General features: G+C 63.7%; 24 protein-coding genes. 10 read left to right on the top strand and 14 right to left on the bottom strand.

Going from position 1 to position 25,701, the window contains the following annotated elements; translation table 11 throughout:
* Positions 1 to 73 precede the first annotated feature (73 nt).
* The 6 genes from RhoBH5_RS28040 to RhoBH5_RS28015 form a co-directional block, all read right to left on the bottom strand.
* A complete protein-coding gene (locus tag RhoBH5_RS28040) occupies positions 74 to 829 on the bottom strand; it encodes a phosphoglyceromutase (RefSeq protein ID WP_003941992.1) in 756 nt (251 codons plus the stop codon).
* A gap of 46 nt (positions 830 to 875) precedes the next feature.
* Positions 876 to 2,477, bottom strand: a complete 1,602-nt coding sequence (locus RhoBH5_RS28035) for an AMP-binding protein (RefSeq protein ID WP_208689749.1) — start codon at positions 2,475 to 2,477, stop codon at positions 876 to 878.
* Between the two features lie 139 nt (positions 2,478 to 2,616).
* The gene (locus tag RhoBH5_RS28030; protein ID WP_047268888.1) at positions 2,617 to 3,114 is read right to left on the bottom strand and encodes a YbjN domain-containing protein; all 498 of its coding nucleotides are present in this window, start codon (positions 3,112 to 3,114) and stop codon (positions 2,617 to 2,619) included.
* Positions 3,111 to 4,439 carry a D-inositol-3-phosphate glycosyltransferase gene (mshA, locus tag RhoBH5_RS28025; RefSeq protein ID WP_003941843.1) on the bottom strand — a complete coding sequence of 443 codons (1,329 nt, stop codon included), beginning with the start codon at positions 4,437 to 4,439 and terminating at the stop codon, positions 3,111 to 3,113. Before mshA ends, RhoBH5_RS28030 begins: the two co-directional genes overlap by 4 nt.
* Positions 4,440 to 4,481: 42 nt before the next feature.
* Positions 4,482 to 5,309: an alpha/beta fold hydrolase gene (locus RhoBH5_RS28020; protein ID WP_042452989.1), complete on the bottom strand. Its 828-nt coding sequence runs from the start codon at positions 5,307 to 5,309 to the stop codon at positions 4,482 to 4,484.
* Positions 5,255 to 6,481 carry an MFS transporter gene (locus RhoBH5_RS28015; RefSeq protein WP_270009038.1) on the bottom strand — a complete coding sequence of 409 codons (1,227 nt, stop codon included), beginning with the start codon at positions 6,479 to 6,481 and terminating at the stop codon, positions 5,255 to 5,257. Before RhoBH5_RS28015 ends, RhoBH5_RS28020 begins: the two co-directional genes overlap by 55 nt.
* A 111-nt stretch (positions 6,482 to 6,592) precedes the next feature.
* On the opposite strand from RhoBH5_RS28015, the gene RhoBH5_RS28010 reads away from it, so the two are divergent.
* From RhoBH5_RS28010 to RhoBH5_RS28000, 3 genes are all read left to right on the top strand, one after another.
* A complete protein-coding gene (locus tag RhoBH5_RS28010) occupies positions 6,593 to 7,366 on the top strand; it encodes a PIG-L family deacetylase (RefSeq protein WP_003942001.1) in 774 nt (257 codons plus the stop codon).
* Between the two features lie 64 nt (positions 7,367 to 7,430).
* The gene (locus RhoBH5_RS28005; RefSeq protein WP_058227471.1) at positions 7,431 to 7,823 is read left to right on the top strand and encodes a PaaI family thioesterase; all 393 of its coding nucleotides are present in this window, start codon (positions 7,431 to 7,433) and stop codon (positions 7,821 to 7,823) included.
* A complete protein-coding gene (locus RhoBH5_RS28000; RefSeq protein WP_007735336.1) occupies positions 7,820 to 8,824 on the top strand; it encodes a tocopherol cyclase family protein in 1,005 nt (334 codons plus the stop codon). The genes RhoBH5_RS28005 and RhoBH5_RS28000 overlap by 4 nt, the downstream gene beginning before the upstream one ends.
* Here the strand turns inward: RhoBH5_RS28000 and RhoBH5_RS27995 are convergent.
* Positions 8,790 to 9,659 carry a LysR family transcriptional regulator gene (locus tag RhoBH5_RS27995; protein ID WP_065352117.1) on the bottom strand — a complete coding sequence of 290 codons (870 nt, stop codon included), beginning with the start codon at positions 9,657 to 9,659 and terminating at the stop codon, positions 8,790 to 8,792. The genes RhoBH5_RS28000 and RhoBH5_RS27995 overlap by 35 nt on opposite strands.
* A 70-nt stretch (positions 9,660 to 9,729) precedes the next feature.
* Here RhoBH5_RS27995 and RhoBH5_RS27990 point away from each other — a divergent pair, with 70 nt between their 5' ends.
* On the top strand, positions 9,730 to 10,089 hold the full coding sequence (locus RhoBH5_RS27990) for a YybH family protein (protein WP_054187841.1): 360 nt from the start codon (positions 9,730 to 9,732) through the stop codon (positions 10,087 to 10,089).
* A 15-nt stretch (positions 10,090 to 10,104) separates the two neighbouring features.
* Here the strand turns inward: RhoBH5_RS27990 and RhoBH5_RS27985 are convergent, their stop codons facing one another.
* Complete coding sequence (locus tag RhoBH5_RS27985; RefSeq protein WP_074447122.1) at positions 10,105 to 11,376, bottom strand: ROK family transcriptional regulator; 1,272 nt, start codon at positions 11,374 to 11,376, stop codon at positions 10,105 to 10,107.
* A 342-nt stretch (positions 11,377 to 11,718) separates the two neighbouring features.
* On the opposite strand from RhoBH5_RS27985, the gene RhoBH5_RS27980 reads away from it, so the two are divergent.
* Genes RhoBH5_RS27980 through RhoBH5_RS27970 form a run of 3 tightly spaced genes read left to right on the top strand, consistent with a single transcriptional unit; the run spans position 11,719 to position 15,779 of the window.
* Positions 11,719 to 12,696, top strand: a complete 978-nt coding sequence (locus RhoBH5_RS27980) for a TauD/TfdA dioxygenase family protein (RefSeq protein WP_042452972.1) — start codon at positions 11,719 to 11,721, stop codon at positions 12,694 to 12,696.
* Positions 12,693 to 15,014 carry an arylsulfatase gene (locus RhoBH5_RS27975; RefSeq protein ID WP_270009037.1) on the top strand — a complete coding sequence of 774 codons (2,322 nt, stop codon included), beginning with the start codon at positions 12,693 to 12,695 and terminating at the stop codon, positions 15,012 to 15,014. Before RhoBH5_RS27980 ends, RhoBH5_RS27975 begins: the two co-directional genes overlap by 4 nt.
* Positions 15,015 to 15,029: 15 nt before the next feature.
* A complete protein-coding gene (locus tag RhoBH5_RS27970) occupies positions 15,030 to 15,779 on the top strand; it encodes an SDR family NAD(P)-dependent oxidoreductase (protein ID WP_003942076.1) in 750 nt (249 codons plus the stop codon).
* 15 nt (positions 15,780 to 15,794) lie between these two features.
* On the opposite strand, the gene RhoBH5_RS27965 is transcribed toward RhoBH5_RS27970, so the two are convergent.
* From RhoBH5_RS27965 to RhoBH5_RS27950, 4 genes are all read right to left on the bottom strand, one after another.
* Positions 15,795 to 16,553: an ESX secretion-associated protein EspG gene (locus RhoBH5_RS27965; protein WP_270009036.1), complete on the bottom strand. Its 759-nt coding sequence runs from the start codon at positions 16,551 to 16,553 to the stop codon at positions 15,795 to 15,797.
* The gene (locus RhoBH5_RS27960) at positions 16,550 to 18,088 is read right to left on the bottom strand and encodes a hypothetical protein (RefSeq protein ID WP_270009035.1); all 1,539 of its coding nucleotides are present in this window, start codon (positions 18,086 to 18,088) and stop codon (positions 16,550 to 16,552) included. The genes RhoBH5_RS27965 and RhoBH5_RS27960 overlap by 4 nt, the downstream gene beginning before the upstream one ends.
* Positions 18,089 to 18,208: 120 nt before the next feature.
* A complete protein-coding gene (locus RhoBH5_RS27955) occupies positions 18,209 to 19,405 on the bottom strand; it encodes a L,D-transpeptidase (protein ID WP_042452959.1) in 1,197 nt (398 codons plus the stop codon).
* Positions 19,406 to 19,437: 32 nt separating this feature from the next.
* Positions 19,438 to 20,481 (bottom strand): UDP-N-acetylmuramate dehydrogenase, encoded by a 1,044-nt coding sequence (locus tag RhoBH5_RS27950; protein WP_158170618.1) that lies wholly within the window; start codon positions 20,479 to 20,481, stop codon positions 19,438 to 19,440.
* Between the two features lie 74 nt (positions 20,482 to 20,555).
* On the opposite strand from RhoBH5_RS27950, the gene RhoBH5_RS27945 reads away from it, so the two are divergent.
* The 3 genes from RhoBH5_RS27945 to RhoBH5_RS27935 all read left to right on the top strand — a co-directional run bounded on the left by RhoBH5_RS27945 (position 20,556) and on the right by RhoBH5_RS27935 (position 22,426).
* Entirely contained in the window at positions 20,556 to 21,053 is a 498-nt protein-coding gene (locus RhoBH5_RS27945; RefSeq protein ID WP_042452956.1) for a DUF2505 domain-containing protein, read from the top strand.
* Between the two features lie 76 nt (positions 21,054 to 21,129).
* The gene (locus RhoBH5_RS27940) at positions 21,130 to 21,630 is read left to right on the top strand and encodes a DUF2505 domain-containing protein (protein ID WP_007735352.1); all 501 of its coding nucleotides are present in this window, start codon (positions 21,130 to 21,132) and stop codon (positions 21,628 to 21,630) included.
* A 7-nt stretch (positions 21,631 to 21,637) separates the two neighbouring features.
* Positions 21,638 to 22,426, top strand: a complete 789-nt coding sequence (locus RhoBH5_RS27935; RefSeq protein ID WP_270009034.1) for a class I SAM-dependent methyltransferase — start codon at positions 21,638 to 21,640, stop codon at positions 22,424 to 22,426.
* Between the two features lie 70 nt (positions 22,427 to 22,496).
* Here the strand turns inward: RhoBH5_RS27935 and RhoBH5_RS27930 are convergent, their stop codons facing one another.
* Both RhoBH5_RS27930 and RhoBH5_RS27925 read right to left on the bottom strand, forming a co-directional pair.
* On the bottom strand, positions 22,497 to 24,530 hold the full coding sequence (locus tag RhoBH5_RS27930) for an Ig-like domain-containing protein (RefSeq protein WP_270009033.1): 2,034 nt from the start codon (positions 24,528 to 24,530) through the stop codon (positions 22,497 to 22,499).
* 81 nt (positions 24,531 to 24,611) lie between these two features.
* Positions 24,612 to 25,701, bottom strand: a 1,090-nt coding sequence (locus RhoBH5_RS27925) for an Ig-like domain-containing protein (protein WP_270009032.1), incomplete at its 5' end; no start/stop codon positions are given.

Here is a 25,701-nt window from a genome sequence, read left to right as displayed (position 1 = left end):
GTCGTTCATCTGCTGTTGGCCGAGGCCCCCCGAAATCACTGTTCGGGGGGCCTCGACGCACATCATCGGGTTGCTACTTTCCGCCCTGATTCGCCACCGCGGCGGCGCCGGCAGCTGCGGCCTCCGGATCCAGGTAGGTGCCGCCGGGATTGAGCGGCTTCAGGTTCTCGTCGAGGTCGTAACGCAGCGGGATTCCGGTCGGGATGTTCAGGCCCGCGATGTCCTCGTCCGAGATGCCGTCGAGGTGCTTGACCAACGCACGCAGCGAGTTGCCGTGCGCGGTGACCAGCACGTTCCGACCGGCGAGCAGCTCCTGGGAGATGGTGTCCTCCCAGTACGGGATCAGACGCTTGACGACGTCGAGCAGGCACTCGGTCAAGGGAACCTCGTCGAGGTTCGCGTACCGGGGATCGGTGTCCTGGCTGTACTCGCTGCCGGCTTCGATGGCGGGCGGCGGGGTGTCGTAGCTACGACGCCAGAGCATGAACTGCTCGTTTCCGTACTCTTCCTTGGTCTGCGCCTTGTTCTTGCCCTGCAGAGCGCCGTAGTGGCGCTCGTTGAGACGCCAGTCGCGCACTACCGGGATCCAGTGGCGATCGGCGGCGTCGAGCGCGAGGTTGGCGGTGCTGATCGCGCGGCGCAGCAGAGACGTGTAGAGAACGTCGGGCAACAGGTTGTGCTCGGCGAGCAGTTCGCCGGCGCGCTTGCCCTCGGCCATGCCCTTGTCTGTCAGGTGTACGTCCACCCAGCCGGTGAACAGATTGAGTGCATTCCATTCGCTCTCGCCGTGGCGGAGCAGGACCAGGGTTCCGATACTCATGGCGTTCATCCTGGCACGAGTACCGGAACCCTTCTTGATCAACCCTGTCCGGAAATCAGCTCGGGGCAACTTCCGCAGTTCGCAGATCCTTGCGGAGGATCTTTCCGGCCGCGGATTTCGGCACGGTGCTGATGAACGAAACCTGGCGGACCTTCTTGTGCGGCGAGACGCGCTCGGCGACGAAGGTGATCACGTCGGCTTCGGTCAACTCGGCGCCGTCCTGGAGCACGACGAATGCCTTCGGGACCTCTTCGCCCTCAGCGTCGAGCACACCGATCACTGCGGCGTCGGCGATCTGCGGATGGGTCAGCAGCAAGGCCTCGAGTTCCGCCGGGGGAACCTGGTAGCCCTTGTACTTGATCAGTTCCTTGAGGCGGTCGACGATCTTGACGACGCCGTCGCCGTCGACGGTCGCGATGTCACCGGTGTGCAGGTAACCGTCGTCGTCGAGGGTGTCCTTGGTGGCCTGGTCGTTGCCGAGGTAGCCGAGCATGATGTTCGGGCCCTTGCACCACAGTTCGCCGGGCTCGCTGACGCCGTCCGAGCCGAGAGCCGGGTACGCGACCTCTTCGCCCGTTCCGGGGTCGACGAGCTTGCATTCCATGTTGGCGATGGTCGGACCGCAGGTGTCGAGCGCGATGTCGTCGCGGTCGAACGGAATCGCGTGCGAGACCGGGCTCATCTCGGACATGCCGTAGCCCTGGCGGACGTGGCAGTTCAACCGGTCGGCGACGGCCTTGCCGAGCGCCGCGTCGAGCGGGGCCGCACCGGAGAAGATGGTGTGCACGCTCGAGAGGTCGTACTGATCGACGAGCGGGTGCTTTGCCAGCGCGACGGCAACGGGCGGTGCGACGAAGATGTACGTCGACTTCTGCTCGGCGACGATCCGCAGGAACTCGACGAGATCGAACTTCGGCATCGTGATGAGGCTCGCGCGGCGGTAGAGCGCAGCGTTGAGCAGGACCGTCATGCCGTAGATGTGGAAGAACGGTAGGACCGCGAGGATCTTGTCGTCGGTCTCGATGCCCATCCGCGGAATGATCTGGCAGACGTTGGCCACGAGGTTGCGATGAGTGAGCATGACCCCCTTGGGTCGGCCGGTGGTGCCCGAGGAGTACGGCAGCACCGCGAGCTGGGTGGCCGGATCGAAGGAGACCTCGGGCGCCGCTGCACCCTCGCCGAGCAGATCACGCAGCGAGAGGTGGCCTTCGGCCCCGTCGAGCACGAACAGGTTCTCGGCCGGGATACCGACCAGGTCAGCAGCTGCCTTTGCCTGCGGCAGGAGCGGCGAGACGGTGAAGAGGAACTTGGCCTTGGAATCGGTGAGCTGCTTGGCGATGTCCTCGGCGGTGTAGAGCGCGTTGATCGTGGTCGCGACGCCGCCGGCACGAAGGATGCCGTGGAAGACGGAACCGAAGGCCGGGACGTTGGGCGAATGCAGCCCGACCACGTCGCCGACGGCGAGTCCGCGCGCTGCGAGTGCGCCTGCAACGCCGTTGATCTGTGCGATCAGCGAAGCGTATGTGGTGACTGCGCCCGAACTGCCCTCGACGAAGGCCGTCTTGTCGAGGTCTGCGGGGTCGGTGTTTCCGAACAGGAAGTCGTAGACGCTGAGGTTGGGGATTTCAACGTCGGGGAACGGACTCTTGAAGCTCACTGTGCTCCTCGAAAAGTTGCGCGGCGGGGTGGTGTGACCAACTTACTGTGACTCACGGGAACAGTATTATTCCGTGACGACAGTCACAAGTAAAGGCCACTTTACGTGACACATCCGCGATGTGTCTCACCCCGCTCGATCAGCTCTGCGCGGGCTCTTCCTCGATGAGGTGCTTGAACGGTTCGAGATTCGCCAGCGACTCGCCTCGCGACACCCGCCACGCCCACTCACGCTTGATGGACGAGGAGAAGCCGAGTTCGAGGATGACGTTGAAATCGCCGTCGGCGGCTTCGAGAACCTGACCGAGCACTCGGTCGAGTTCATCGCCGGTCACCGCATGCTCCGCGATCTTGCCGACGAGGTAGATGTCCCCGACCTTGTCGAGTGTGTACGCCACCCCGTACAGACGACGGTTGCGCTTGAGCAGGAACTTGTAGACGCCTTCGAAGTTCTCGTCCACCTTGCGGCACACGAAGGCCTCGACCCGCACACCGTGATTGCCGACGGTGAGCAGAGTCGACGTCTTGAGTTTGTGTTCACCGGGAAGTTCGACGATGAAATGCGCGTCGTCTTTTCTGGTGAAGTCGAGTTCACGCTCGGTGAGGGCCTGCTCGATGGTGTCCGAAATGCTGCTCATGTACGCACTCCCCCGGTCCGGCGCAGACGCCACAGACCCCGCGCACGGCGGGGCGAGAAGTCGCTGGGACCGGTTCCGTTGTTGTAGTTGACTGCGGCTTTGCGATAGCTCTCGAGCAAACCGTCCGCGGTGTGTTCCCACGAGAAATTTTCGGCGTGACGCGGTGCCTGCGCGGCGAGTTCGGCCAAGCGCGTCGGTGCTGTCACCAAAGATTCGAGGGCGCCGGCCCAGTCTTCGGTGCGGTGTCCTTGAACCAGCAGGCCTGTCTCCCCGTTGCGTACGGCTACTCCCAGTCCGCCGACGTCGGCGGCGATCACGGGAGTTCCGCAGGCTTGAGCTTCGATGGCGACCAATCCGAAGGACTCCGAATAGCTCGGCACCGCAACCAGATCCGAGGCACGGTAGACATCGGCGAGACGCTCAGGAGCCTGCGGCGGCAAGAACGTCACCTGCGCTGTGATGCCGAGTGAGCGTGCCAGTTCGATCAGCACGTCCGGCCGCGCGAGGCCAGTTCCGGACGGCCCGCCGACGACGAGGATGCGCAACGGCAACTCGGGGCGACGGCTGATCACTTCGGCGGCAGCACGCAGCAGAACGTCCGGCGCTTTCAGAGGTTGGATCCGGCCGACGAAAGTCACGACGACCTCGCCCGGGTCCAACCCCAACGACGCGCGGGCGGAATCGCGATCGCCCGGTCGGTAGCGGGTGAGATCGGCGCCGGGAGCCACGACGTCGATACGCGTGGGATCTGCACCGTACAACTCGTGCAGCGCCTTGGCTTCGTCGGTGGTGTTGGCGACCAGGCGATCGGACTCGGCGACTACTTGCTGCTCGCCGATCTGACGTGCTGCCGGCTCCGGGGTGTCTCCCTCGGCAAGCGAAAGATTCTTCACCGCCGCGAGGGTGTGGGCGGTGTGTACGAGGGGCACGCCCCAGCGGTCGCGGGCCAGCCAGCCGACCTGACCGGACAACCAGTAGTGCGAGTGAATCAGGCTGTAGTACCCGGGCTCGTGGCGCGCTTCCTCCCGCAGAACTCCTGCGACGAAGGCACACAGTTGAGTCGGCAGATCCGCCTTGTCCAGCCCTTCGAAGGGACCAGCAGCAATGTTCCGAACCCGCACTCCGGGAGCGGCGTCCACCACGGGTGCGTCGGCCGAGGACGTCGCGCGGGTGAATATCTCCACCTCGACGCCACGTTTGGCGAGCTGAATGGCGGATTGCAGAACGTAGACGTTCATCCCACCCGCGTCACCGGTGCCGGGTTGTGCCAATGGCGAGGTGTGGACCGAGAGAACGGCCACCCGGCGAGGGCGCGAAATGTGCATGGGCGTCACGACTCCATACTGCCCCCTCACCGGGCGCGAACTCTAACCGAGGCTCGAGATGAAGGTTCGCACTTCGGACACGAATCGTGTCGGATCCTCCACGAACGGGCCGTGATTGCAGCCTTCCCAGTACGACGCCTGGGACTTGGGAATCAGTTCCTCGGCGTGCTTACCTGCGCTCACGTCGACGACGGAGTCGTCGGTTCCGTGCAGAACGAGGACCGGGATGTCCAGGTTGCGAAGCAACTCGTCGTGACCGACAGCACGGTTGAACAGTGCTGCGCGCACCCGCGGACGCGTCGAGAGGCTGTACCCGAACAAGGCCTGCGACGCTGCACCCTTGCCCTCGGGTGGGCCGGTGAGAGCATTGCCGAAAGCGCCGAGTGCACGGATCGCCTCGCGGGGATCTTCGGACATCGCGCCGGGAACTGCGCTACGCATCGCCGAGCCGACCTTGCCACCTTTTTCGCCGCGCCCGATGCTGGTGATCGCCCCGACCAGAACCGCGCCCGCCACCGCGCCGGTGCCGTGCGCTGCCAGGTAATCGCAGATCACCAGACCGCCGTACGACCAGCCGAGCAGGATCGCGTTCTCGGTGACGCCTTCGGCCGCAAGAACAGCCGCGACGTCGCCGGCCCAGTTCGCGGAATCGTCGTATCCGGATTCGGGCGCATCTGAGTAACCGTGGCCGCGCAGATCGACGGCGATCAGCCGATAGTCCGCGGCCAGGTCCGCGAGGACCTGCTCGCCCCAGCACTGCGAGGACTGAGCCCAGCCGTGCAGCAACACCAGCGGGGTCCCCGCCGAATTTCCGGTTACTCGATAGACGATGGACGTGCCGTCGACGCTGACGGCTTCACGAATAGACATGCCGTCACGATAGAGGCTGCGACTGCGGCGCCGACGGCGAGCATGTAGGCCGACGGGACGCCGTAGCGATCGATCAGCTGTCCGGCCAGCGCAGACCCGAGCGCCACGCCGACGCCGAGGCCGGTAACCGTCAGGGTCATTCCCTCGGTGAGCTTTTCCGGTGGGACGATCTGTTCGACCAGGGCTGTCGCGATGATGAGCGTCGGTGCGATGGTCGCGCCCGCCAGCACGTAGGCACCCGCAAGTGCGGCCACGTTTCCGACCAACAGAAGCGGGACGCTGAGAACGGCGACCGCCGAGGACGCGATCATCAACTGCCCGCGCAGCGATCGCGCCGGGTGCATCGACCCGAAGATCAGTCCCGCGATTCCCGAACCGCCGGCGAACAGCGCGAGGACCAGCGTCGCCGACCCCGGCGAATTCTGTTCCTTGGTGAACGCGATGGCGCCGACGTCGATGACGCCGAAGATCGTTCCGAGCATCACCATGATCACGATGACGATCCACATCACGTGGTTACCGAGAACCGATCGTCCGCGGCCGGGTCGACGCGGATGCACCTTCGGTTCGGTTCCGCGCTGTATGACCAGCAGCAGGGTTCCGGTGACCAGCAGGATCAACCCTGCCAGTGGTCCAGCCTCGGGGAAGAGCCCGATGCTCAGACCTACCGATATGACCGGGCCCGCCACGAAGCAGAGCTCGTCCACCACCGATTCGAAGGCGAAGGCGGTGCGCAGCTGAGGTTTTCCGACATAGATCGCCACCCACCTGGCGCGAATCATCGCGCCGATCGTCGGAGTGGCGCCGCCGGGGACGACCAGAACGAACAGCAGCCAGTCGGGAGCTTCCATCCGGACTGCGAGCAGGAGCGCCCCGATCGCGGTGACGCTCACGGCTGCGGCAATCGGCAGGACCGCTCGCTGTCCGAAGCGGTCGACCGCACGCGAGACCGCGGGCGCGATGATCGCCGACGAGAGCGCAAAAACCGCGGCGAGCGCGCCGGCGAGCGCGTAGTCACCACGAAGTTGCGAGATCATCGTCACGATTCCGATACCGATCATGGCGATCGGCAGCCTTGTGACAAATCCGGCGGCCGAGAAGGCGACCGATCCGGGGGCGGCAAAGATCTCGCGGTAGGCGCTCAGCAGGCCTTTGTTGGTGGATTCGCTCATGTCAGCTTCTCGTGCACTGAACAAGGTTCACAGAGCCGAGGCCGACTCGACAAATCGTTTTCACTGTGCGCTCGGGTTGACCTGTCGGTAACTTGCCTTACGATTGCGCGAATGAGTGTCCTGGTGTGTTTCCACGCCCATCCCGATGACGAAGTTTTCACTACGGGCGGCGTGATGAGAATGGCCGCCGACGCAGGTCACCGCGTCGTAGTCGTCACCGCTACCGACGGTGCTCTCGGTGAATTCCCCGACGGACTGTTGGACGAATACGAGACGTTGGCTCAGCGCCGCAGCCGTGAGCTCGAGGCGTCCACCGACGCGTTGGGTGCCAGTCGCGTCGTGTCCCTGCACTACCCGGATTCGGGGATGGTGGGTACGCCCGAGAACGAGAATCCGGAAGCGTTCTGCAACGTCGACGTCGAGAAGGCCGCCGAGCGTCTGGCCGAGGTTCTTCGTGAAGAGAACGCCGATGTCCTGACCATCTACGACCCCAACGGCGGATACGGCCACCCGGATCACATCCAGGTCCACCACGTCGGCGTTCGTGCTGCAGAACTTGCGGGCACGCCGTTCGTCTACGAGGCGTCCACCAACCGCGATCACATGAAGATGCTGATGCAGGCCAACCCCGAGTGGACCGAGGAGGCGCAGCCGCCGGACATCGAATCGTTCGGGCTTCCGGCTGACCAACTCACCACCGCGGTCGACGTCAGTTCGGTGATCTCGTCCAAGCGCGCGGCCATGTACGCGCACGCAACGCAGGTCGGCGATTTCGGCCCGTTCCTCGAAATGCCGACGGAGCAGCTCGCCGCGGCATTCGGCACCGAGTGGTTCCGTCGTCGCAACGCGCCGGAAGGGCTGTCGGAAACCGCCCTGCCCCTGTGAGTCACCGCCCTCGATAAACCGAAGTCCCGACGGAGGTTTCGGCGGCTCGTTAACATCGGTAGGCATGGACCTCGAACAACTTGTCGCGAGCATGCCTTTTGCAGTTCACACCGGAATTCAGTTGGACAGCGCGGCACCCGAACAGGTTGTCGGCCATCTGGATTGGGACAGCCACCGCACCACCGCCGGCAACGGAATGCACGGCGGCGCCTTGATGACGCTGGCAGACAGCGTCGGCGCCGTCTGTGCATTCCTCAATCTGCCGCCCGGCGCAAGTACGTCCACCACCAGTTCGTCGACCGTCTTCACTCGCGGCGTGCGCAAGGGCACGGTCACCGCCACCGCCCGGCCACTGCACGCGGGGCGCAGCACCGTCGCGGTGGTGACCGAGATCCGCGACGACGAGGGCCGCCTCGTCGCTCAGGTCACCGCATCACAGGCAGTACTGGGATCGTGAAGCTTCCCGCGTACCGCGCCTCGGGTGCCACCCTGCCGTACGGCAATCTGCTTGCCTCCCATGACGTTGCGATGGAGGGTTACTTCTGGCGATTCACGATGCCAGACAGCGGACGGGTGGTGATCGCGCTCGCCGGAATCAACAAGGCCGACGGCGGCAGCTGGTCGACGCTCGGTCTCGCGGCACACCCAGGCGGATTCCTCCGCACTGCTGAGCATCCGAATGGATCGGCCGATCCCCGTATCCTGGGGGCCTACGCCGACAACGCTTTCCGCGGCAATGCCGATCGACTCCAGGTCGATTTCGGCGACAGTCATCTCGACGTACGCATCAGCAATCAGCGATTCTGGCCGCACCGCCGCTTCGGGGGGTCGAGTTACTTCCAATCAGTTCCCGCACTCAATCAGTACTGGCATCCGTGGCTGCTCGGCGGCCGGGTCGAGGGAAGCGCCGTCATCGACGGACAGAGCTGGGATCTCACCGGAGCGCAGGTGTACGGCGAGAAGAACTGGGGAAAGGGAGGATTCCCGGAATCCTGGTGGTGGGGACAGGCACAGGGGTTCACCGATCCTCGAGCCTGCGTGGCGTTTGCCGGCGGACAGGTCAGCGCCGGACCTCTGCGCACCGAAGTCACCGCCGTCGTTGCCGCGCTACCGGACGGAACGGTGTTGCGGCTGGGTAATCCTCTGACGTCACAGGTGGAGACGACGGTGTCCGACGATCGCTGGACGCTTCGGGGTTACAGCCGGAAGTGGAGCGTCGACATCGACGGGACCGCACCCATCGCCGACGCACACATACTTCCTGTTCCGATACCTGCCGAGCGTCGAAACGTGCCAGGAGCGCTCGAGCATCTCGGTGGAACGATGTCGGTCATCGTCCGGCGACGCGGCACCATCGTCTGGAAGGACAGGTCGAGGTTGGCTGCTCTCGAGCACGGCGGATTGGATCGGGCGCAGGCCGAACTCACTCGGCGGGAACAGCTCTCGCAAGATCGATGAGAGCAGAGGCCGCCGGATTCTTGCCGCCCGACGAACGCCAGACCAATTCCAGCCGAGATCGTGCTTCCGGTTCGAGATCGATCCGATGCAACTCCCCCACTGTCGACTCCGGAAGCACGGCCATTCCCAGCCCCTGCGCTGCCAATGAAACGATGATGCCGAGGTTGCTTGCCTCGAGCGCAACCGTCGGCTTGGTGCCGGCTGCGGCGCACGCGAAGTCCAGACACGTTCTGATGCCGGTTCCCTCCGGCAGACAGATGACCGATTGCGTCGCGAGTTCGGCAAACGGCAGAGACGACACCTCGGCCAGCGGATGATCCGCCGCCACTCCGGCCACCAGTCGTTCGTCGGTGATCACCCTCGATTCGAGCCCTTCCGGCAGCTTGCCCGCCACCCCGATGACGGCTATGTCGAAGGTTCCGTCCGACACTCCGGCAAGCAGACTGCGCGAATCGTCCTCGGCCAGCGAAATGTCCAGTCCGGGGTGTTTGTTGTGCAACCGACTGAGCAGATCTGTGAGGTCGGCGGAAGCGCAGGCGGTAACCATCCCGACCGAAACGGAACCCCGAACCAGTCCGTTCAAGGCATCGACAGCGTCGCGGGTGCTCTGAACGGAAGCGAGTGCAGCGTAGGCGTGCGGGAGGACAGCTCGCCCGGCGTCGGTCAGACAAACGGTTCGACCACTACGATCGAGCAATTCCTGCCCCAACTCACGTTCCAGCCGTTTGACCTGCGCACTCACACCCGGTTGGGCTACGTGAAGCCGCTCGGCGGCGCGAGTGAAGTTGGCTTCCTCCACTACCGTGACAAAGTATTCGAGCTGCCGAAGTTCCATAACTGCTGATTCTAGCTGCGAGACAAACTAGATCTTGGACTTATCGCCGGAGTACTAGAACGATGGAAGCATGACAACAACAGATGACGTTCAGAAGGCCGGAACCCCGGAAGACATCGCGAAGCTTTTCGTGCAGTTCGCCAACGCTGGTGACGCAGACGCCGTCGCCGCACTTTACGAGGAGGATGCGGTGATGGCCTTCCCTCCCGGATCCCTCACCGTGGGCCGCCAAGCCATCCGCGAGGTGATCTCTCAGATGCTGGCAGCTGCACCGAGATTCACCGTCGAGGAATCTCTACCGACGGTGATCAGCGGCGACCTGGCCATGACCTCGACCAAACCTTCCGACGGAACCGGCGGGCGCACGCAGGTCGCGCGCCGCCAGCCCGACGGATCATGGTTGCGAGTCTTGGATCGACCGGAACTCTGACTGCCCTCTTCGCAGTCAGACGGCCGACGCGCGGCGCATAGCCGCAGCGGGATCAGCAAACAGTGAGCTCAGTGACACGACCGTGGAAGCGTATTCCTGAACCCGATTGCCGAAACCGGTAATTCGAATGTCCTTACGCTCCAAGGAGGATGCCGTCGAGAAAGCCTCGGCGACATGGGGCACCCCGGCCGGATAGTCGGTGAATGCCTGACCACCCAGAATCACACGATCCGGGTTGAACAGGTCACGCAGCATCGCCACTGTCCGGCCGAGGACGCGTGCTCGATCAACCAGAAGCTCGTGTGCCGGAATGGAACCCGACGACGCGGCCCGGTAGACGTCCGCGATCGTGACACGCTCGCTGCCCTGGATCACGGCGCCCGAAGACAAAGCCTGCGCGACTACGGCGCGGTCACTGATCGTCGCTTCAAGGCAACCCACGGCTCCGCAGGTGCACCGTGCGGACGAACCGGTGGGGAGGTGCGCGATCGAACCGGGTCCGCTGGACGGCGTGTGCACTCGCCCTTCGAAAGTGATTGCGATGCCGGCAGTTTCACGAGCGTAGAAGTACAGGCCGGTAGTGCCCGGCGTCGGGGCTTCGGCACGGTCGGTGCTGAGCAGTAGTTCCGACGCGGCCATCGCCTCGACGTGGGCGGCTACCGATACAGGGAGATCCAAGCCGGCTCCGATGATGGACCCGACCTTGGCGCCCTTCCATCCCAGACGCGGGTGATCGACGACTCCGGTCGCTGAATCGACGCGACCGCCGATGGCCACGCCGACGGCGAGCGGACGACGCTTGTGCCACCGCGAGGCAAAGGATTTGGCCGAGCGCGCAATGGTGGCAAGCGCGACAGCAGAATTGGTGGCAGGCGTCGGAATCTCGACGGCGCCGAGCACCTTTCCACGAATGTCGCTGGCGATGATGCTGGTGACGACGGCACCGATGTGGATGCCGACTGTCAGATAAGGCTCGTGGTTGACCTCGAACGGAACTCGCGGACGCCCGATTGCTCCGGAGGCCGTCAGGTCCGCGCGTTCGCGCAGGATCCCGAGGTCCAGCAGGCTCGTGACCTGCCGGTTCACGGTGGCGATGCTCAGCCCTGATGCCTTTGCCGCAGTGTCACGTGAGAGCGGCCCACGGGATCGAGCAATGCGCAACACAGTCGCGGACGGACCGTCGGCGATGCGTAGTTCGGGCGCAACTATCTGGGTACGGGTCCGGGTTCCCGAGAGCGCGGTTCGCGATCGGATGTTCGGAATGGCGGAGATTGTGGGTGTCGACATGGCTGTCCCTTGCAGAAGGAGGAGAAGGCGCATATCTCTGTCGACCGAGAAATCAGCGTTTCCACTGGTCACACGAAGAAATAGACAGAAAAGGCGCAGAAATTAGCTGCAGAAAGAACGGCGGCGACAACACAGCTCTCGCGCCAGAGGCAGACGCGAACCAAGCGCAGCGGTCACATAGGTGACCCGCAAAGCGGCAGGCTGGTCGGTCGACATGGCTCCAAAAGTAGCAGCTTCACCGAGATTCACAAATCAGGTGCGGTAACGATCACACTGAACGCAACCCTGTCGGGGCGAAATCTCGCGTGTTTGGGTGGGCACACTCCCCACGAAAGGTGCACCATGTCTACAGCTTTCGCCAAGCCGACCCTCACGAATTCGGCATCAACGAACGGAGCGGCCGTTGACGCCGCTCGCGGCACTGTCACCACCCTCGGCGCGCATATCGGCGCCCGAATCGACGGAATCACTCTCGGCGGGCATCTCGACCCGGCGACGATTTCCCTCATCCGGCAAGCACTTCTCGAACACAAGGTGATCTTCTTTCGCGGGCAAGACCACCTCGACAACGATTCGCAGTACGAGTTCGCCCAGCTGCTGGGTACCCCGACCACTGCCCACCCCACCGTGAAGTCGCACGGCGCAAAAGTTCTGCCCATCGACTCGGACCTGGGCAAGGCCAACAGCTGGCACACCGACGTCACCTTCGTCGACCGCATCCCCAAGGCTTCGATCCTGCGCGCGGTGCAGCTACCCGAATACGGCGGTTCCACGACGTGGGCGTCGGGGGTAGCCGCCTACAACGGACTGCCGGATCCGCTCAAGGCGCTCGCGGAGAACCTCTGGGCTCGCCACACGAACGTCTACGACTATGCGGCAACCAGCGCCGAGCGGCTCACCGAAGATCGCACGGCCGCCTACCGCGAGGAGTTCCAGTCCACGTACTTCGAGACGGAACACCCGGTGGTGCGGGTCCACCCCGAAACCGGAGAACGCACGCTCGTCCTCGGACATTTTGTCAAGAACTTCGTCGGGTTGAGCACCGAACAGTCGAACGGTGTATTCAAGCTCTTGCAGGATCACGCCATCAAGCTCGAGTACACGACGCGGTGGAACTGGGAAGCGGGTGACGTCGCGATCTGGGACAACCGCGCCACCCAGCACTACGCGATCGCCGACTACGACGATCAGTACCGGCGTCTGGAGCGCATCACCCTTGCCGGCGACATCCCGGTCAACATCCACGGGGAACGAAGCCGCAGCATCGCCGGCGACGCTTCCGAATACTCGATCATCGAAGGCGCCTCGACTCTCCCATGACTTCACCGGATTCCGCCCCTCCTCCGCACGCCCGCGGATACGAAGGCTTCGAGGGTCGAATCGGCCGCACCGCAGCCGATTCGACCCCGTCGTGGCCCACCTCCACGACCCCGATTCCCGGATCACCCAACATCGTCGTGGTTCTGATCGACGACATGGGGTACAGCGACATCGGGCCGTTCGGCTCCGAGATCGAGACTCCCACCCTCGACCGCCTTGCCGCGCAGGGCATTCGGATGACCAACTACCACACGACGCCCCTCTGCTCGCCGTCGCGCGCAGCTCTTCTCACCGGCCTGAATCCGCACCGCGCCGGGTACGGTTTTGTCGCCAACGCCGATCCGGGCTACCCCGGACTGCGTCTGGAATTGGCCGACGACGTCCAGACACTCCCCGAAATCCTCCGCGGCGCGGGCTATGCGACCTATGCCGTCGGCAAGTGGCACCTCGTACGCGACGCCAACCTGGCCCCGGGACGAAGTCGTGACTCCTGGCCGACGCAGCGCGGTTTCGATCGCTACTACGGCTCACTCGAAGGCCTCAACTCCTTCTACTATCCCAATCAACTGATCTCCGACAATTCTGTGGTCGACGTGGACGAGTACCCCGAGGGGTACTACCTCACCGACGATCTGACCGACAAAGCGGTCGGGTACATCAAGGACCTCCGCGCCCACGATCAGGACAAGCCGTTCTTCCTCTACTTCGCACACGTCGCCATGCACGGACCGTTGCAGGCCAAGCCTGCCGACCAGGAAAAGTACCGCGGCCGCTACGACGAAGGGTGGGATCGAATCCGCGAGTCGCGGTTCGCCTCTCAGCTCGTGCAAGGCCTCTTTCCGGAAGGTACGCAACAAGCACCGCGAAACTCCGAACCCGGCTTCGACGTCCCCGAATGGGAATCACTCACGCCGGAAGTGCAGTCCAGGTTCGCCCGCTACATGGAGGTGTACGCGGCGATGGTCGACTCGATCGATCAGAGCGTCGGACGCATCGTCGACACCCTGGACGAACTCGGCGAGCTCGACAACACGATCATCGTCTTCACCTCCGACAACGGCGGCACCGCCGAGGGCGGTTCGGACGGGACCCGAAGCTACTTCGCACAGTTCGCGCATATTCAGGATCCGGACTGGGTGGGCGATGTCCCCCACGACGAATCCCTCATCGGCGGACCTGAATTGGGCGTCCACTATCCACGTGGATGGGGACAGACGTCCAACACCCCGTTCCGGTTCTACAAAGGGCAATCCTTTGCCGGCGGGATCCGTGTTCCTTTTCTCCTGTCCTGGCCCGCTGGATTGAAACCCGGAGCAGACGACAACGGGATTCGCGACCAGTTCGCGTACGTCACCGACCTGACCCCTACGCTGCTCGAACTGGCCGGAATCGACGCACCCAGTGTGCGAAACGGGCTCCCGGTGAAAGAGTTCGACGGGGTGTCTTCCGCGTCCGTTCTGCGTTCGTCTGCCGCTCCGAGCACTCACACCGAGCAGTACACCGAGATGACCGGCAACCGTGGCTACTACAAGGACGGCTGGAAACTGCTGGCTCTCACCCCGGCGGACATCGACAAACCGCACTGGCAGTTGTTCGACGTCCGCACCGACCCGACCGAGCTCGACGACCTGGCATCACGGTTTCCCGACAAGGTTCGCGAACTCGCCGAGGCCTGGGACCACTCGGCGTGGGCGAACACCGTGTTTCCTCTACTCGGCAATACCGTCGGCGCGGTTCGCCGTCCGGAGGAAGGAGCACTCTCACGCCCGGTGCGACTACTTGCCGGAACGCCCCCGCTGGAGCGCTACCGCTCATCCAAGCTGATCGGGTTCCGCGACTTCGACATCACGGTCGAACTCGACGGTTACCGCGAAGGTGACGCCGGTGTCCTTGTCGCCCATGGCGATCCGCAGGGTGGGTACCTTCTCTACGTCGAGGACGGGCACCTGCATCTCGGGTACAACGCGTTCGGTTCCTACTCCGTTGTCGACGCCGGACCGCTGGCGCTCGGCACCGAACGCATCGAGCTGTCGGTGACGGTGGTACCGCGGTTGCGTTGGGATCTCCACGTCAGTCTCGACGGCATTCACGCGGGCCGGCTGCTCGGGCAAGTACAACTGGTGGGAATGGCGCCGTGGACCGGTATCTCGGTCGGTGTCGACGCCAGGGGACCTGTGTCGTGGGAGGTACGACGACGCCATGGTCCCTTCCGGTACAGCGGCGCGCTGCGCGCCGTCACCTACACACCCGGCCGGATACAAGTACCGCGTCGTCACATCGAATCCATCGAACGGGAAGCAGAGTATGCCGCCGACTAGCCCTACGATTGCATCATGACCATTTCTTCCGATGCCCGCATCGCCGTAGTCACCGGAGCCAGCTCCGGAATCGGTGAGGCCACCGCCCGCACCCTGGCAGCTCAGGGATTCCACGTCGTGATCGGTGCTCGCCGCGTCGATCGTCTCGAGAAGATCGCCGAGGAAATCGGTGGTACCGCTCTCGAACTCGACGTCACCGACGAGGATTCCGTCGACGCGTTCGCGGCCGTGGTCCCACGTGTCGACGTGTTGGTCAACAACGCGGGTGGTGCAAAGGGTCTGGCAACAGTCCTGGACGCCGATCTGGACGACTGGCGGTGGATGTGGGAGACCAATGTTCTGGGCACGTTGCGTGTGACGAAGGCACTGCTGCCCAAGCTGATCGATTCGGGTGACGGTCTGGTCGTGACCATCACCTCGGTGGCCGCGCTGGAGGCATACGACAACGGCTCGGGCTACACCACCGCCAAGCACGCTCAAGCCGTCCTTCATCGGACATTGCGTGGTGAACTGTTGGGCAAGCCCGTTCGACTGACCGAAATCGCGCCGGGAGCCGTCGAGACGGAGTTCTCACTCGTCCGGTTCGAGGGCGATCAGGACAAGGCCGACAAGGTGTACGAGGGAATCACACCGTTGGTGGCGCAGGACATCGCCGAGATCATCGGTTTTGTCGCGTCGCGGCCGTCACATGTGAACCTCGATCAGATCATCGTCAAGCCGAGGGATCAGGCAAGCCCCGGTCGGTTCCACCGCACCACCAGCTAGTTCGAATCGTTCTGACTAACCAGTGCGAATCACCCGGTGCAGGACGAGGCCGAGATTGCGTGCAATCTCGGCCTCCGTCATTTCCGTGGAAGCGCTACGGGCACTTACGGTTTCATCAGCGGTGATGATGTACCGACCATCTCCGGCATAGTCGTACCAGTGGAACGTTATGCCGTCGTCTGTCGGTCTGCTGTCCACCGCTCCTCCCGGGTATGTGGTGACTTCACCGATCGAGGTCCGCTCTCGGTCGAAGAATCTGCTCACTTCCTCGCTCCCGCGCGCACCGGCAGCACTGCTCAGAAAGCTCGCTCTACCGGAAGTTTTCGGCCTTTCGATGCTCACACCACGCTCCGATCCAGCGGGGCAGGTCGGCAGGTGATCGACGAGCATCCGTGGAATTGCCGATGGGCGTACCACGGTGAAAACCACGTCGGAGCCACAGTCGACAGTCCTGCCGGGCAGTTGAGTCAGGAGCACCCCCAGGTCGCCGGCAACAACGCCGTGCAATCGCGTCACCGTACTCATGTTCTGCCCGTGAAAACCGGAAACCTCAACGCGAGCATCAGGATTCGCAAGAGCACCGAGAACGTGATGCAGCCGATCGTCGAGCAACCAAGCCAGGTGTGCTCCCGCTCGACGTCGCTCTTCTGTCAGCTCGTTCATGGTTTCGGCCGTCGGACGAAACCGCAGCGGGTACGGGAGTCGGTCACGTCCGACCGCTTCCCAGAGAATCTGGAATTCGAGGCCGGTGAACTGCCACTGCATGGTGGTCATTCGCCCAGCACCGCCGGGGAGACCATCGGTAGGTCGCCGACCAGGGCATTGCCGTTCTCGACTGTGACGAGGTAGCCGGGGGTGTCGTGAACGTTGTCTTCGTCTTGCCCTTGCCCTCGTCCCGGTGCCATGCCGCCGACGCCACCCATCGCGCCCCGACCGCTCTGCGCGCCCGTCGCCGAGGTACCGCCAGCTCCGTTGACGCCCCCACGTCCGCCACCGGCGAGGCCGCCCACGCCGCCAGGGCCGAGGGCTCCGACTCCGGTTCCGCCTGGCCCGAAGACGCCGGTACCGATTCCACCAGCAGGACCACCACCCGAACCGCTACCTACCAGGCCTGACGGCGTTCCGGAACCGAGCTGAGCACCATTCGGAGTTGCACGGGCAAGGCCATCCGGCGCTGCACCGGCGGACAGTGGACCGGCATGTGCCGCCGTGGTCCCGGCCGGGTCGGAACCGGTTCCGGATCGAACTGCATCGACGTTCGGATTCCCTTGGGCATCAACGCCGCTACGGTTGTCACCATTTCCGGTATCGGTGCCGGACGGATTCTGACCGGAACCGTGTCCGGGCGGGTTTGCCCCGCCGGAGTTTCCACCGTCCGCTCCCCCACCGACTCCGCCACCCGATGTAGACGGCGCGCCGAGCCCGTTTCCTGAACCCGAAAAGTTCCCGCCGTCGGCACCACCACCACCGAATGCGCCGCCACTTCCAGCCCCGCCACTTCCAGCCCCTCCATCGCCGGTGACCGGATTGAATGCGGCCGGGAGGATCGGCACCTGATCGTCCGCACGCTTCATGGACGGCAGATACACGTCCTTCATCACCTGGCGCGCTTGACGTTCGGCTTCTTCCGCTTCGTATTGGGCCTGCTTCCATGTAGCCCCGGGAACCATGCTGAGAAACCTCTCGACCGTCGAGGCGCCGTCGGGTGCCGGAATCGAGCGTTTTGCCTCGTCGAGTGCGATCTTCGCCTCCTCGATCTTGTTCGAGATCAGATCGACCCGCACCTTCAGCTCACCCGCATCAGCCGAGTAGGCCAGCACTGCTTCCAGCGCAGCCGAGCCGCCGCGCCCCTGCCAGCCTTCGGTGATCGCACCGTTCACGTCGTTCTGGAACTTCCCGATGCCGGCTTCGACCCGGCCTGCAATGGCCTTCCAAGCCTCACCGATCGCACTCAGGGTTGCCGGATTCATCTCGTTGACGTGGTCGAAGATTTCGGAGTGCGACATCGCATCGAACGGATCGTCGTCCACGATTGCGTGTTCGCTGTACTCGAGCGACGACGTCTGGGCGGTGAGGGCATCGCGCTCACCCCAGGCTCGTGCGCGCTCCACATCGGCGTCGACGGTCGCAGCAGCCATCTCGTCGTCGAACGCGCCGCGGTCGTCGGTTATGGATTGCACCAGAGCAGATGTAGCGATTGCGCTCGCGATGGGAGTGCCGACAACTGGCAATGCCGCCACGCCAGGAGGCACGGCCTGCGTCGCATCGGAGATTCTTCCCAGCACGTCTTCCAGAAATGGAATGCCCACCGCTGTCCCCCTGAAGTCGAAAACCCCCGTCGGACTCCCCCGAGCCGACAGCACTTACCTGTACAGACGCAAGCAGAGCCCGGACGGTTCCCTCATCCACGGATTTACCGCAGTACAGAGTTACGGCAGTGCCGACATCGACTTCCAGGTCGGCAGATCGATTGCCCAGTCGTAGATGTCGCCGTCCGCAGGAGACAGGTCGATCGACGTGCCGGTCACCTCTACGGGGTCACCGTAGAGGGCGGTTCCGAAGTATTCCTGCGCGTCGGATGTCGACAGGTTGATGCAACCGTTCGTGACGTTCGACGAGCCCTGCACCCCGGTGGTCTCAGGATTGGCGTGGATGAATTCGCCGTTGTTGGAGATGCGCACGGCCCAACGCTCACGCACGTTCTCGTAGAACGGCGGATTGGACATCATGAAGTCTTCGTACTTCTCCGTCACCATGTGAATGCCGCTGCGCGTGACGTTGCGAGGTTCGTTTCCCTCGCCGTAGCTGACGGGAATGTCCATGATCGTCTGACCGTCGCGCACCACCTGCATGCGGTGGCTGGGCGCATTCGCCTTCACGATCTGGCTACGACCGATCGTGAAGTCGAGCGTGAGATCCTGGTCGCCGAAGGCGCCACCGCCGTAGTTCAAGCCGTATAGCTTGGCGTCCAGATGGACAGTCGTGCCCGGCACCCAGTAATCGGCCGGACGCCAATGGGCCCGCGATCCGCCGTTGTCGTCGGCCAGCCAAGCCCACGATCCGGCGGTGGGCGGCACGGTGGTCACGACAAGCGCCTTCTCAACGGCCGCCTTGTCGACGACGGAGTTGTCGAACTGCAACGTGATCGGTGCCGCGATACCAACTTCTTGGCCGTCGGCGATGTTGAGGGTGGCGCCGGTGGTCGACTCCGGGGCAACCGTCGTAAAGCTCCCTTGGACTGGCACGGATTTACCGTCGGTCCCGGTTGCCGAGCCCGACCACGAATACGTGGTGCCGTAGCCGAGTGCCTCACTGACGGTGAACGATGTCTTGTCAGGCGACAATTGTCCTGCAACGGCTTTACCGGCCGCATTGCTGAGGCTGACGTCGGACAGCGTTCCCTGGGTCACGGCTACCGAGACGGGGGCGACCGGGCTGACATCTTTGGTGCCGGGCGCCGGCGTCGACACCACGGTCGCCACCGGTGCTGGCTCGGCGGCCGCCGCGCCGCCCTGTCCGTCCTTGCCACCGATCGTGCAGCCGACGACGGCCACCATCACAGCGAGCAATACAGCTACCAACGCAACAAGACGCGAACGACTTCTCCTACCACCCAGCTCATGCACTTCAACAGGCTACCTGCGGGCTCCGTCAGGAATCAGATGGTGCAGCCCACAGTTACCGGTTCCGGTTCCAGGTGGACACCGAACGCGGCTTCGACGCCGTCGCGCACTGTCCGCGCGAGCGAGACCACATCCGCGCTCGTTGCCGACCCTCTGTTGGTCAACGCCAAGGTGTGTTTCGTCGACAGCCTGGCCGGTGCATCTTCACCGGGATAACCCTTCGAGAATCCGGCCCGTTCGATCAACCATCCGGCCGAGAGCTTGGTTCCACCACTGCCGGGGAACTGCGGCACGGTGACGTCGCCGAGCTGTTCGGCGATGGCTGCGAGCACGGCAGGCAGCTTGTCGTCGGGCACCACGGGGTTGGTGAAGAAGGAACCCGCGCTCCAGGTGTCGTGGTCGTACGGATCGAGCACCATCGCCTTACCCGTCCGAAGTCCCAGAACTGCCTCGCGGACCTGCGACGCAGGTAACCGCTCGCCTTCTTCTGCCCCCAGTGCGGTGAACAGTTCGCGGTACGCGAGCGGGGCGCTCAATCCGTCGGTCGACGCGTCGAATTCGACGGCGAGAACCAGTGCTGCGTCCGAATGCTTGAGGACGCTCGACCGGTAACCCAATTCGAGTTTCGACGGTTCGACCCACGACACTTCGCCATTGCGTCGGTCGAGCAGTTGAACTCGCCGGAGTCGCGAGCCCACCTCGACGCCGTACGCGCCGACGTTCTGCACCGGCGTCGCACCGGTCGAGCCCGGAATCCCGGACAGGCACTCGAGGCCACCCAGTTCCGCGGCGACCGATTGACCGACTACTTCGTCCCACACCGCGCCCGCTTCGGCGACGACGCGGTCCGTGTCGAGGCTCACGGTGGTGTTGGCCACACGAACGACAACTCCGTCGAATCCCGAGTCGGAGATCACGAGATTGGATCCGCCGGCGAGAATCAGCGTCGGGATCTGCTCGCGATCGAGCAGCGTCACGACGTCGATCAACGACTGCGTCGTCGGACATTCGGCGAGCAGCCGCGCCGGTCCCCCGATTCGGAGCGTCGTCAATCCCGACAAGTCAACGTTCTCGGACACGAAAGCGCCTGATTCCACGACGCGTCTGCCAATGGTTACGTCCCACACATCGATAAACGGTAGCCTCCACAATCGTGAGCCGTCGCATCGAGCATTCGTCGAAGTACACAGTCCCCGCCGAGAAGGTCCATGAGGCGGTGACCTCCGAGCAGTACTGGCGCGACCGAATCGTCGCTGTCGGTGGTCCCGGCGCAACGATCGAAGAGCTGACCGTTCGCGACGAGACCGTCGCGGTCACGATGTCGCAGATCATTGCCGCAGAGCATCTCCCCAGCATGGTGTCGAAAGTCGTCAACGGCGACATCGTCATCAAGCGCAGTGAAACGATGGCGCCTTTCAAGGACGGCAAGGCCACCGGCACCTTTTCCGCCCACGTCGACGGCGTTCCCGCCCGTGTCGAGGGCACGCAGGTGCTGACAGGTGACGAGAACTCCGCCACTCTCGAGATCGACGGTGAGGTCGAGGTCAAGATCCCGTTCCTCGGCGGAAAGATCGAAAGTGCGATTGTCGACGAGGTTGTCCGGCTCATCCAGGCCGAACAGGACTTCACCCGGGAGTGGATCACGAAGTAAAACCCTGCGAGCGGCGGCAGTTGTGGATACAGCCGATTTGGCTTGTCACAGCGTGTAACCGGTATTCTTTACGATCATGGCTCGCCGCATCGACTACTCCGCCCGCTATCAGCACTCCCCCGAGCAGGTCTATGCGGCGCTGGCGGACCGCTCGTACTGGGAGGCCCGTGTCGAGGAGATGCGCAAGCATTCCGAGAACCATGTGGAACATTTCGAGGTCACCGATTCCGGAATCGATCTCGTGCTCCACCACATTCTTCCGCGCACGGATTTGCCTGACATCGCTCAGACGGTGATGAAGAAGGATCTTGTCATCACTCGTAAGGAGTCGTACGGCGCCTTCGGTGACACCGTGACCGGAACGTACGAAGCGTCCATCCCGGCCGGGCCGGGGAGTTTGTCCGGCACCATGGAGTTGTTCGCGACCGATACCGGGTCCACGCTGCGAACCACGTCCGAGGCCAAGGTCTTCATACCGTTCATCGGCGCGAAGTTGGAGCAACTGATGCTCATCAACCTCGTAGATCTGTTCCGCACCGAAGCCCAGGTCACCGCGACCTGGCTCGCCGCACGCTGAACCCGGCGTGAAGAAAGCTCCACCCCCGAAGATCGAGGGGGTCATCACCCGTGGCACGACGGGAATCAACAGACTGCGACGTAGTGACCGGTGGATCGTGCACAACCGCACTATCGCGCACGCCCTGAACAACGCGACCGATCCGTTGATCGTCGACCTCGGGTACGGGGCGAGGCCGGACACCACCTTCGAGATGGCAAGCCGCCTCACCGCTGTCCGGCGGGATCGACGCGTCATCGGGCTCGAGATCGACCCCGCCCGCGTGGTCGAGAGTCGTGACGGTGTCAGCTTCGCCCGTGGTGGATTCGAACTTTCCGGTCTCACACCCGTCTTCGTACGCGCCTTCAACGTGCTCCGGCAGTATCCGGAGGAGGCTGTGGACTCTGCGTGGGCACACATTCAGTCCAGTCTCGCACCGGGCGGGCTGCTACTCGACGGAACCTGCGACGAACTCGGGAGACGTTGCGCCTGGGTGCTTCTCGACGCTGATCGTCCATTGACCCTGACACTGGCCTGGGATCCCTTCGACATCGAGCGCCCTTCCGACATCGCGGAACGTCTCCCGAAGGCTCTCATCCACCGCAACGTTCCCGGTGAGCCGATCCACGCGTTGCTCAGCGCGGCCGATCGAGCCTGGGCCACCGCCGCGCCGCACGCCTCGTTCGGACCTCGCCATCGTTGGGCTGCCGCATTGGAAATTCTTCGGGCGCAAGGAATTCCCGTGCAGCCCGCGCGGCGACGTCTTCGTGACTGCATCCTGACCGTGCCCTGGCACGTCGTAGCGCCGAATCCCTGAACTCATAGACGGGAAACGCCCCGCCGCGGAGGTGTTCTCCGCGGCGAGGCGTCTGTGTGCAGGCGTCGGGCTAGGACCCGAAGATGTTTTCCAGGCTTCCCAGTGAACCGGTCGAACTGCCGCCGTTGCCGGGATCCCCGCCGTCGGACGCTGCCGTTACCCTGACAGTGACTGCGGCCTGGGTCTCGGAACCGAGATAGCCGTCAGTTCCACTGAACACCGCGGTGATTCGGCGATCTCCGAGTTCGGTGAAGGTGTGCGAGAGCGTGGCCTTACCGTTCACCACGGCAACCGGTCCACCGATCGGGGTGGTTCCGTCCATGAACTGGACCGTTCCTGCGCTGAGCGTAGGTACCACTGCCGCAACAAGATCGACCTTCGCGCCCTTGACCGCTGACGCCGGAGCGCTCACGGTGATGGACGTTTCCTGATCCTCCGCGGCCGGAGCCGTGACCGAAACCGACTGAGCAGCCGAGGTAGAGGTGAGGAATCCTGTTGCACCCGAGTAGACGGCCGTGATGTCGTGCGTACCGACGCTCGCGAACTCGTGCATGATCGACGCCTTGCCCTCGACGACCGGCACCGGTGAGCCGAGATTGCCCGAGCCGTCCTTGAACTGCACTGTGCCGCCAACCGGCGTCGGCGTGACGGTTACGGACAGACCAACTGCCGTACCGGTTTTTGCATCCGCCGGAACGGTCAAGACCGTCTGGGTCTGCTGGTCGGTGGGAGCCGGCGCCTTGACGTTCACGGTCTGGGCGTTCGATGTCGAGCCCAGGTAGTTACCCGACCCCGAGAACACTGCGGTGATGCTGTACTCACCCGCCACGTTGAAGATCGGCGTGGTTGTCGCTTTTCCGGTTGCGTCCACGGGAATCGGGGAGCCCAGATCCCTGCCACTTTCCTTGAACTGCACGGTGCCACCTGCAACACCGGTCGAGACCGAGGCAGTGAACGACAATGTCTCTCCGGTCGAAGCGGTCGACGGGCCGACGAGGGTAGTCGTTGTGTTCTCCTCGACCACCACCGGAGCGACTGTCAACGCATGTGGCGCCGACGTCGAAGTCTGGTAGACACCGGAACCGGAGTACACCGCCACGATCGAATGCGCGCCTTCTGCATAGGAATTCGTCAGCGAAGCCTTGCCGTTGGCATCGACGGGAACGGCGCCGCCGAGGTCGGTTGCACCGTCCTTGAACTGCACCGTGCCACCCGCCGGAGTGGGCGACACCGTAGCCTCGACGGTCACGGACTCACCTGCAACTGCACTTGCGGGACCGGTGATCGCGGTTGCAGTGCTCTTGTCCGCTTCGGACACTACGACGTCGACAGCCGACGACGTGGAGGTCGCCACCTTTGCATTACCGAGATACTTGGCCGTCACGCTGTGGGTTCGGACGTCAGCCGGTGTCCAGGCAAGCGTTGCAACACCATTGGCGAGCGCGCCCGCACCGATCTTGGAACCGGCGTCGAAGAACTCCACCGAATCACCGTCGGCACCACCGGTCACCGTCGCACTCAACGTCACCGGCTGCCCCACCTGAGCGCCACTGACCGGTGACACGGTGGTCGTCGACACGTTCTTCTGAACGTTGATCGACGGACCACGACCATTTGTCGTGTCGTCAACGAACACCGTGCCGTCGAAATGCACCGTCGTCGACAAATCAGTACCACGAGCACAATCCGCACCGACGCGATACTGGAATTCGAACGTCTTGACGTCACCACCCCACATCGGCCATTCCGTAGCACCCGCACTCAAACGAACAGAATCAGTAGCCACCTCGTTGACACGGAACGCACTACCGTTCACCGTCGCCGAACCATCGACATACGTCATACACGCCGGATGAAAATCGCGCACCGCATACAGATTGTGAACCGCGGCAGTTCGCTTGAACACCGTCTTCGACGTGATCACATCACCCTCGGACGGCGTCCCGTTACTGATCGTCCGAGTCACCTTGTACCCGTCGGAATTGAACTCCGCCGTCACCGGAGCCGCACCAGCAACCCCGACACCCGCAACCACCGCGAAACCCGCAGCAACAGCAAACACACTCAAACCTGCAACTGCACGGCGTGCAGAACCTACAGACATAGCTTTTCCTTCTCGAGAAGTGAGCGAAATGGGTGATGCCCCAACGCCGAACGCGGGCGGGGCATCACCAGGTGTCGGCGGCTAGGAGCCGAAGATGTTGCCGAGGCTGCCGAGCGAACCGGTGCCGTTGCCTGGTTCTTCACCGTCGACGGGTGCGGCGATCTGGACGGAGACCTGATCGGACGATGCCGTCACCGTGCCGGCGCCCGAGTACTCCGCCGCGACAACTCGCTGCCCTTGAGTTGCGGGCTTCCACGAAAGGCTGGCCTTTCCGGATGAATCGACCGTGGCCGTGCCGATGACGGTCTCGCCGTCCTTGAAGGTGACTGTGCCACCCGCATTGGCGGGGCTGATTTGAGCGGAGATCGTCTGGGCAACGCCGACCTGGCCCGCTACTACGCTGAGATCTGTTGTGGAGCTTGTTGTTCCGGCGGGCTGTTCGGCGACTGTCACATTCGCGGTGGTACTCGACCCGGTGACACCGGATCGACCGGCGAATACGGCTTCCACCGTCTGTGCACCGGCGACCGTCGGAACCCAGGCATAGGTCGCTTCACCGTTGCCTGCCACCGGCACCGAAGCGAGCACCGTTCCGCCGACCTTGAACGTGACCGTTCCACCGGTGCCCGACGCGGACACAGTCGCTTTGAGATTGGTCGACTTGCCGACCTGCGCGCCCGAGATCGGCGCCAGCGTCGTACTGGACTGAGCATCGGCCTGCGAAACGTTCACGATCAGCGCTGCCGAAGCGGAACCGACGGCACGCGCCGTGTCGGCGAACTTCGCTGTGATCGAGTGGTCTCCACGGGTGGTCGGTGTCCAGGCAAGTGTTGCAACACCATTGGCGAGCGCGCCCGCACCGATCTTGGAACCGGCGTCGAAGAACTCCACCGAATCACCGTCGGCACCACCGGTCACCGTCGCACTCAACGTCACCGGCTGCCCCACCTGAGCGCCACTGACCGGTGACACGGTGGTCGTCGACACGTTCTTCTGAACGTTGATCGACGGACCACGACCATTCGTCGTGTCGTCAACGAACACCGTCCCGTCGAAATGCACCGTCGTCGACAAATCAGTACCACGAGCACAATCCGCACCGACGCGATACTGGAATTCGAACGTCTTGACGTCACCACCCCACATCGGCCATTCCGTAGCACCCGCACTC

This window comes from Rhodococcus sp. BH5 (assembly GCF_027583855.1).
GTDB classification, from domain to species: Bacteria; Actinomycetota; Actinomycetes; order Mycobacteriales; family Mycobacteriaceae; genus Rhodococcus_F; species Rhodococcus_F qingshengii.
Note: the sequence above shows the minus strand (reverse complement) of the source record. Positions and strands in the feature narration are given on the sequence as shown.

Bases quoted from the DNA above. Each gene is read 5' to 3' on its own strand.
- RhoBH5_RS28040 (WP_003941992.1), bottom strand. From the start codon at position 829: ATGAACGCCATGAGTATCGGAACCCTGGTCCTGCTCCGCCACGGCGAG.
- RhoBH5_RS28030 (WP_047268888.1), bottom strand. From the start codon at position 3,114: ATGAGCAGCATTTCGGACACCATCGAGCAGGCCCTCACCGAGCGTGAA.
- mshA (WP_003941843.1), bottom strand. From the start codon at position 4,439: ATGCACATTTCGCGCCCTCGCCGGGTGGCCGTTCTCTCGGTCCACACC.
- RhoBH5_RS28020 (WP_042452989.1), bottom strand. From the start codon at position 5,309: ATGTCTATTCGTGAAGCCGTCAGCGTCGACGGCACGTCCATCGTCTAT.
- RhoBH5_RS28015 (WP_270009038.1), bottom strand. From the start codon at position 6,481: ATGAGCGAATCCACCAACAAAGGCCTGCTGAGCGCCTACCGCGAGATC.
- RhoBH5_RS28010 (WP_003942001.1), top strand. From the start codon at position 6,593: ATGAGTGTCCTGGTGTGTTTCCACGCCCATCCCGATGACGAAGTTTTC.
- RhoBH5_RS28005 (WP_058227471.1), top strand. From the start codon at position 7,431: ATGGACCTCGAACAACTTGTCGCGAGCATGCCTTTTGCAGTTCACACC.
- RhoBH5_RS27995 (WP_065352117.1), bottom strand. From the start codon at position 9,659: ATGGAACTTCGGCAGCTCGAATACTTTGTCACGGTAGTGGAGGAAGCC.
- RhoBH5_RS27990 (WP_054187841.1), top strand. From the start codon at position 9,730: ATGACAACAACAGATGACGTTCAGAAGGCCGGAACCCCGGAAGACATC.
- RhoBH5_RS27985 (WP_074447122.1), bottom strand. From the start codon at position 11,376: ATGTCGACACCCACAATCTCCGCCATTCCGAACATCCGATCGCGAACC.
- RhoBH5_RS27980 (WP_042452972.1), top strand. From the start codon at position 11,719: ATGTCTACAGCTTTCGCCAAGCCGACCCTCACGAATTCGGCATCAACG.
- RhoBH5_RS27975 (WP_270009037.1), top strand. From the start codon at position 12,693: ATGACTTCACCGGATTCCGCCCCTCCTCCGCACGCCCGCGGATACGAA.
- RhoBH5_RS27970 (WP_003942076.1), top strand. From the start codon at position 15,030: ATGACCATTTCTTCCGATGCCCGCATCGCCGTAGTCACCGGAGCCAGC.
- RhoBH5_RS27965 (WP_270009036.1), bottom strand. From the start codon at position 16,553: ATGACCACCATGCAGTGGCAGTTCACCGGCCTCGAATTCCAGATTCTC.
- RhoBH5_RS27940 (WP_007735352.1), top strand. From the start codon at position 21,130: ATGGCTCGCCGCATCGACTACTCCGCCCGCTATCAGCACTCCCCCGAG.
- RhoBH5_RS27930 (WP_270009033.1), bottom strand. From the start codon at position 24,530: ATGTCTGTAGGTTCTGCACGCCGTGCAGTTGCAGGTTTGAGTGTGTTT.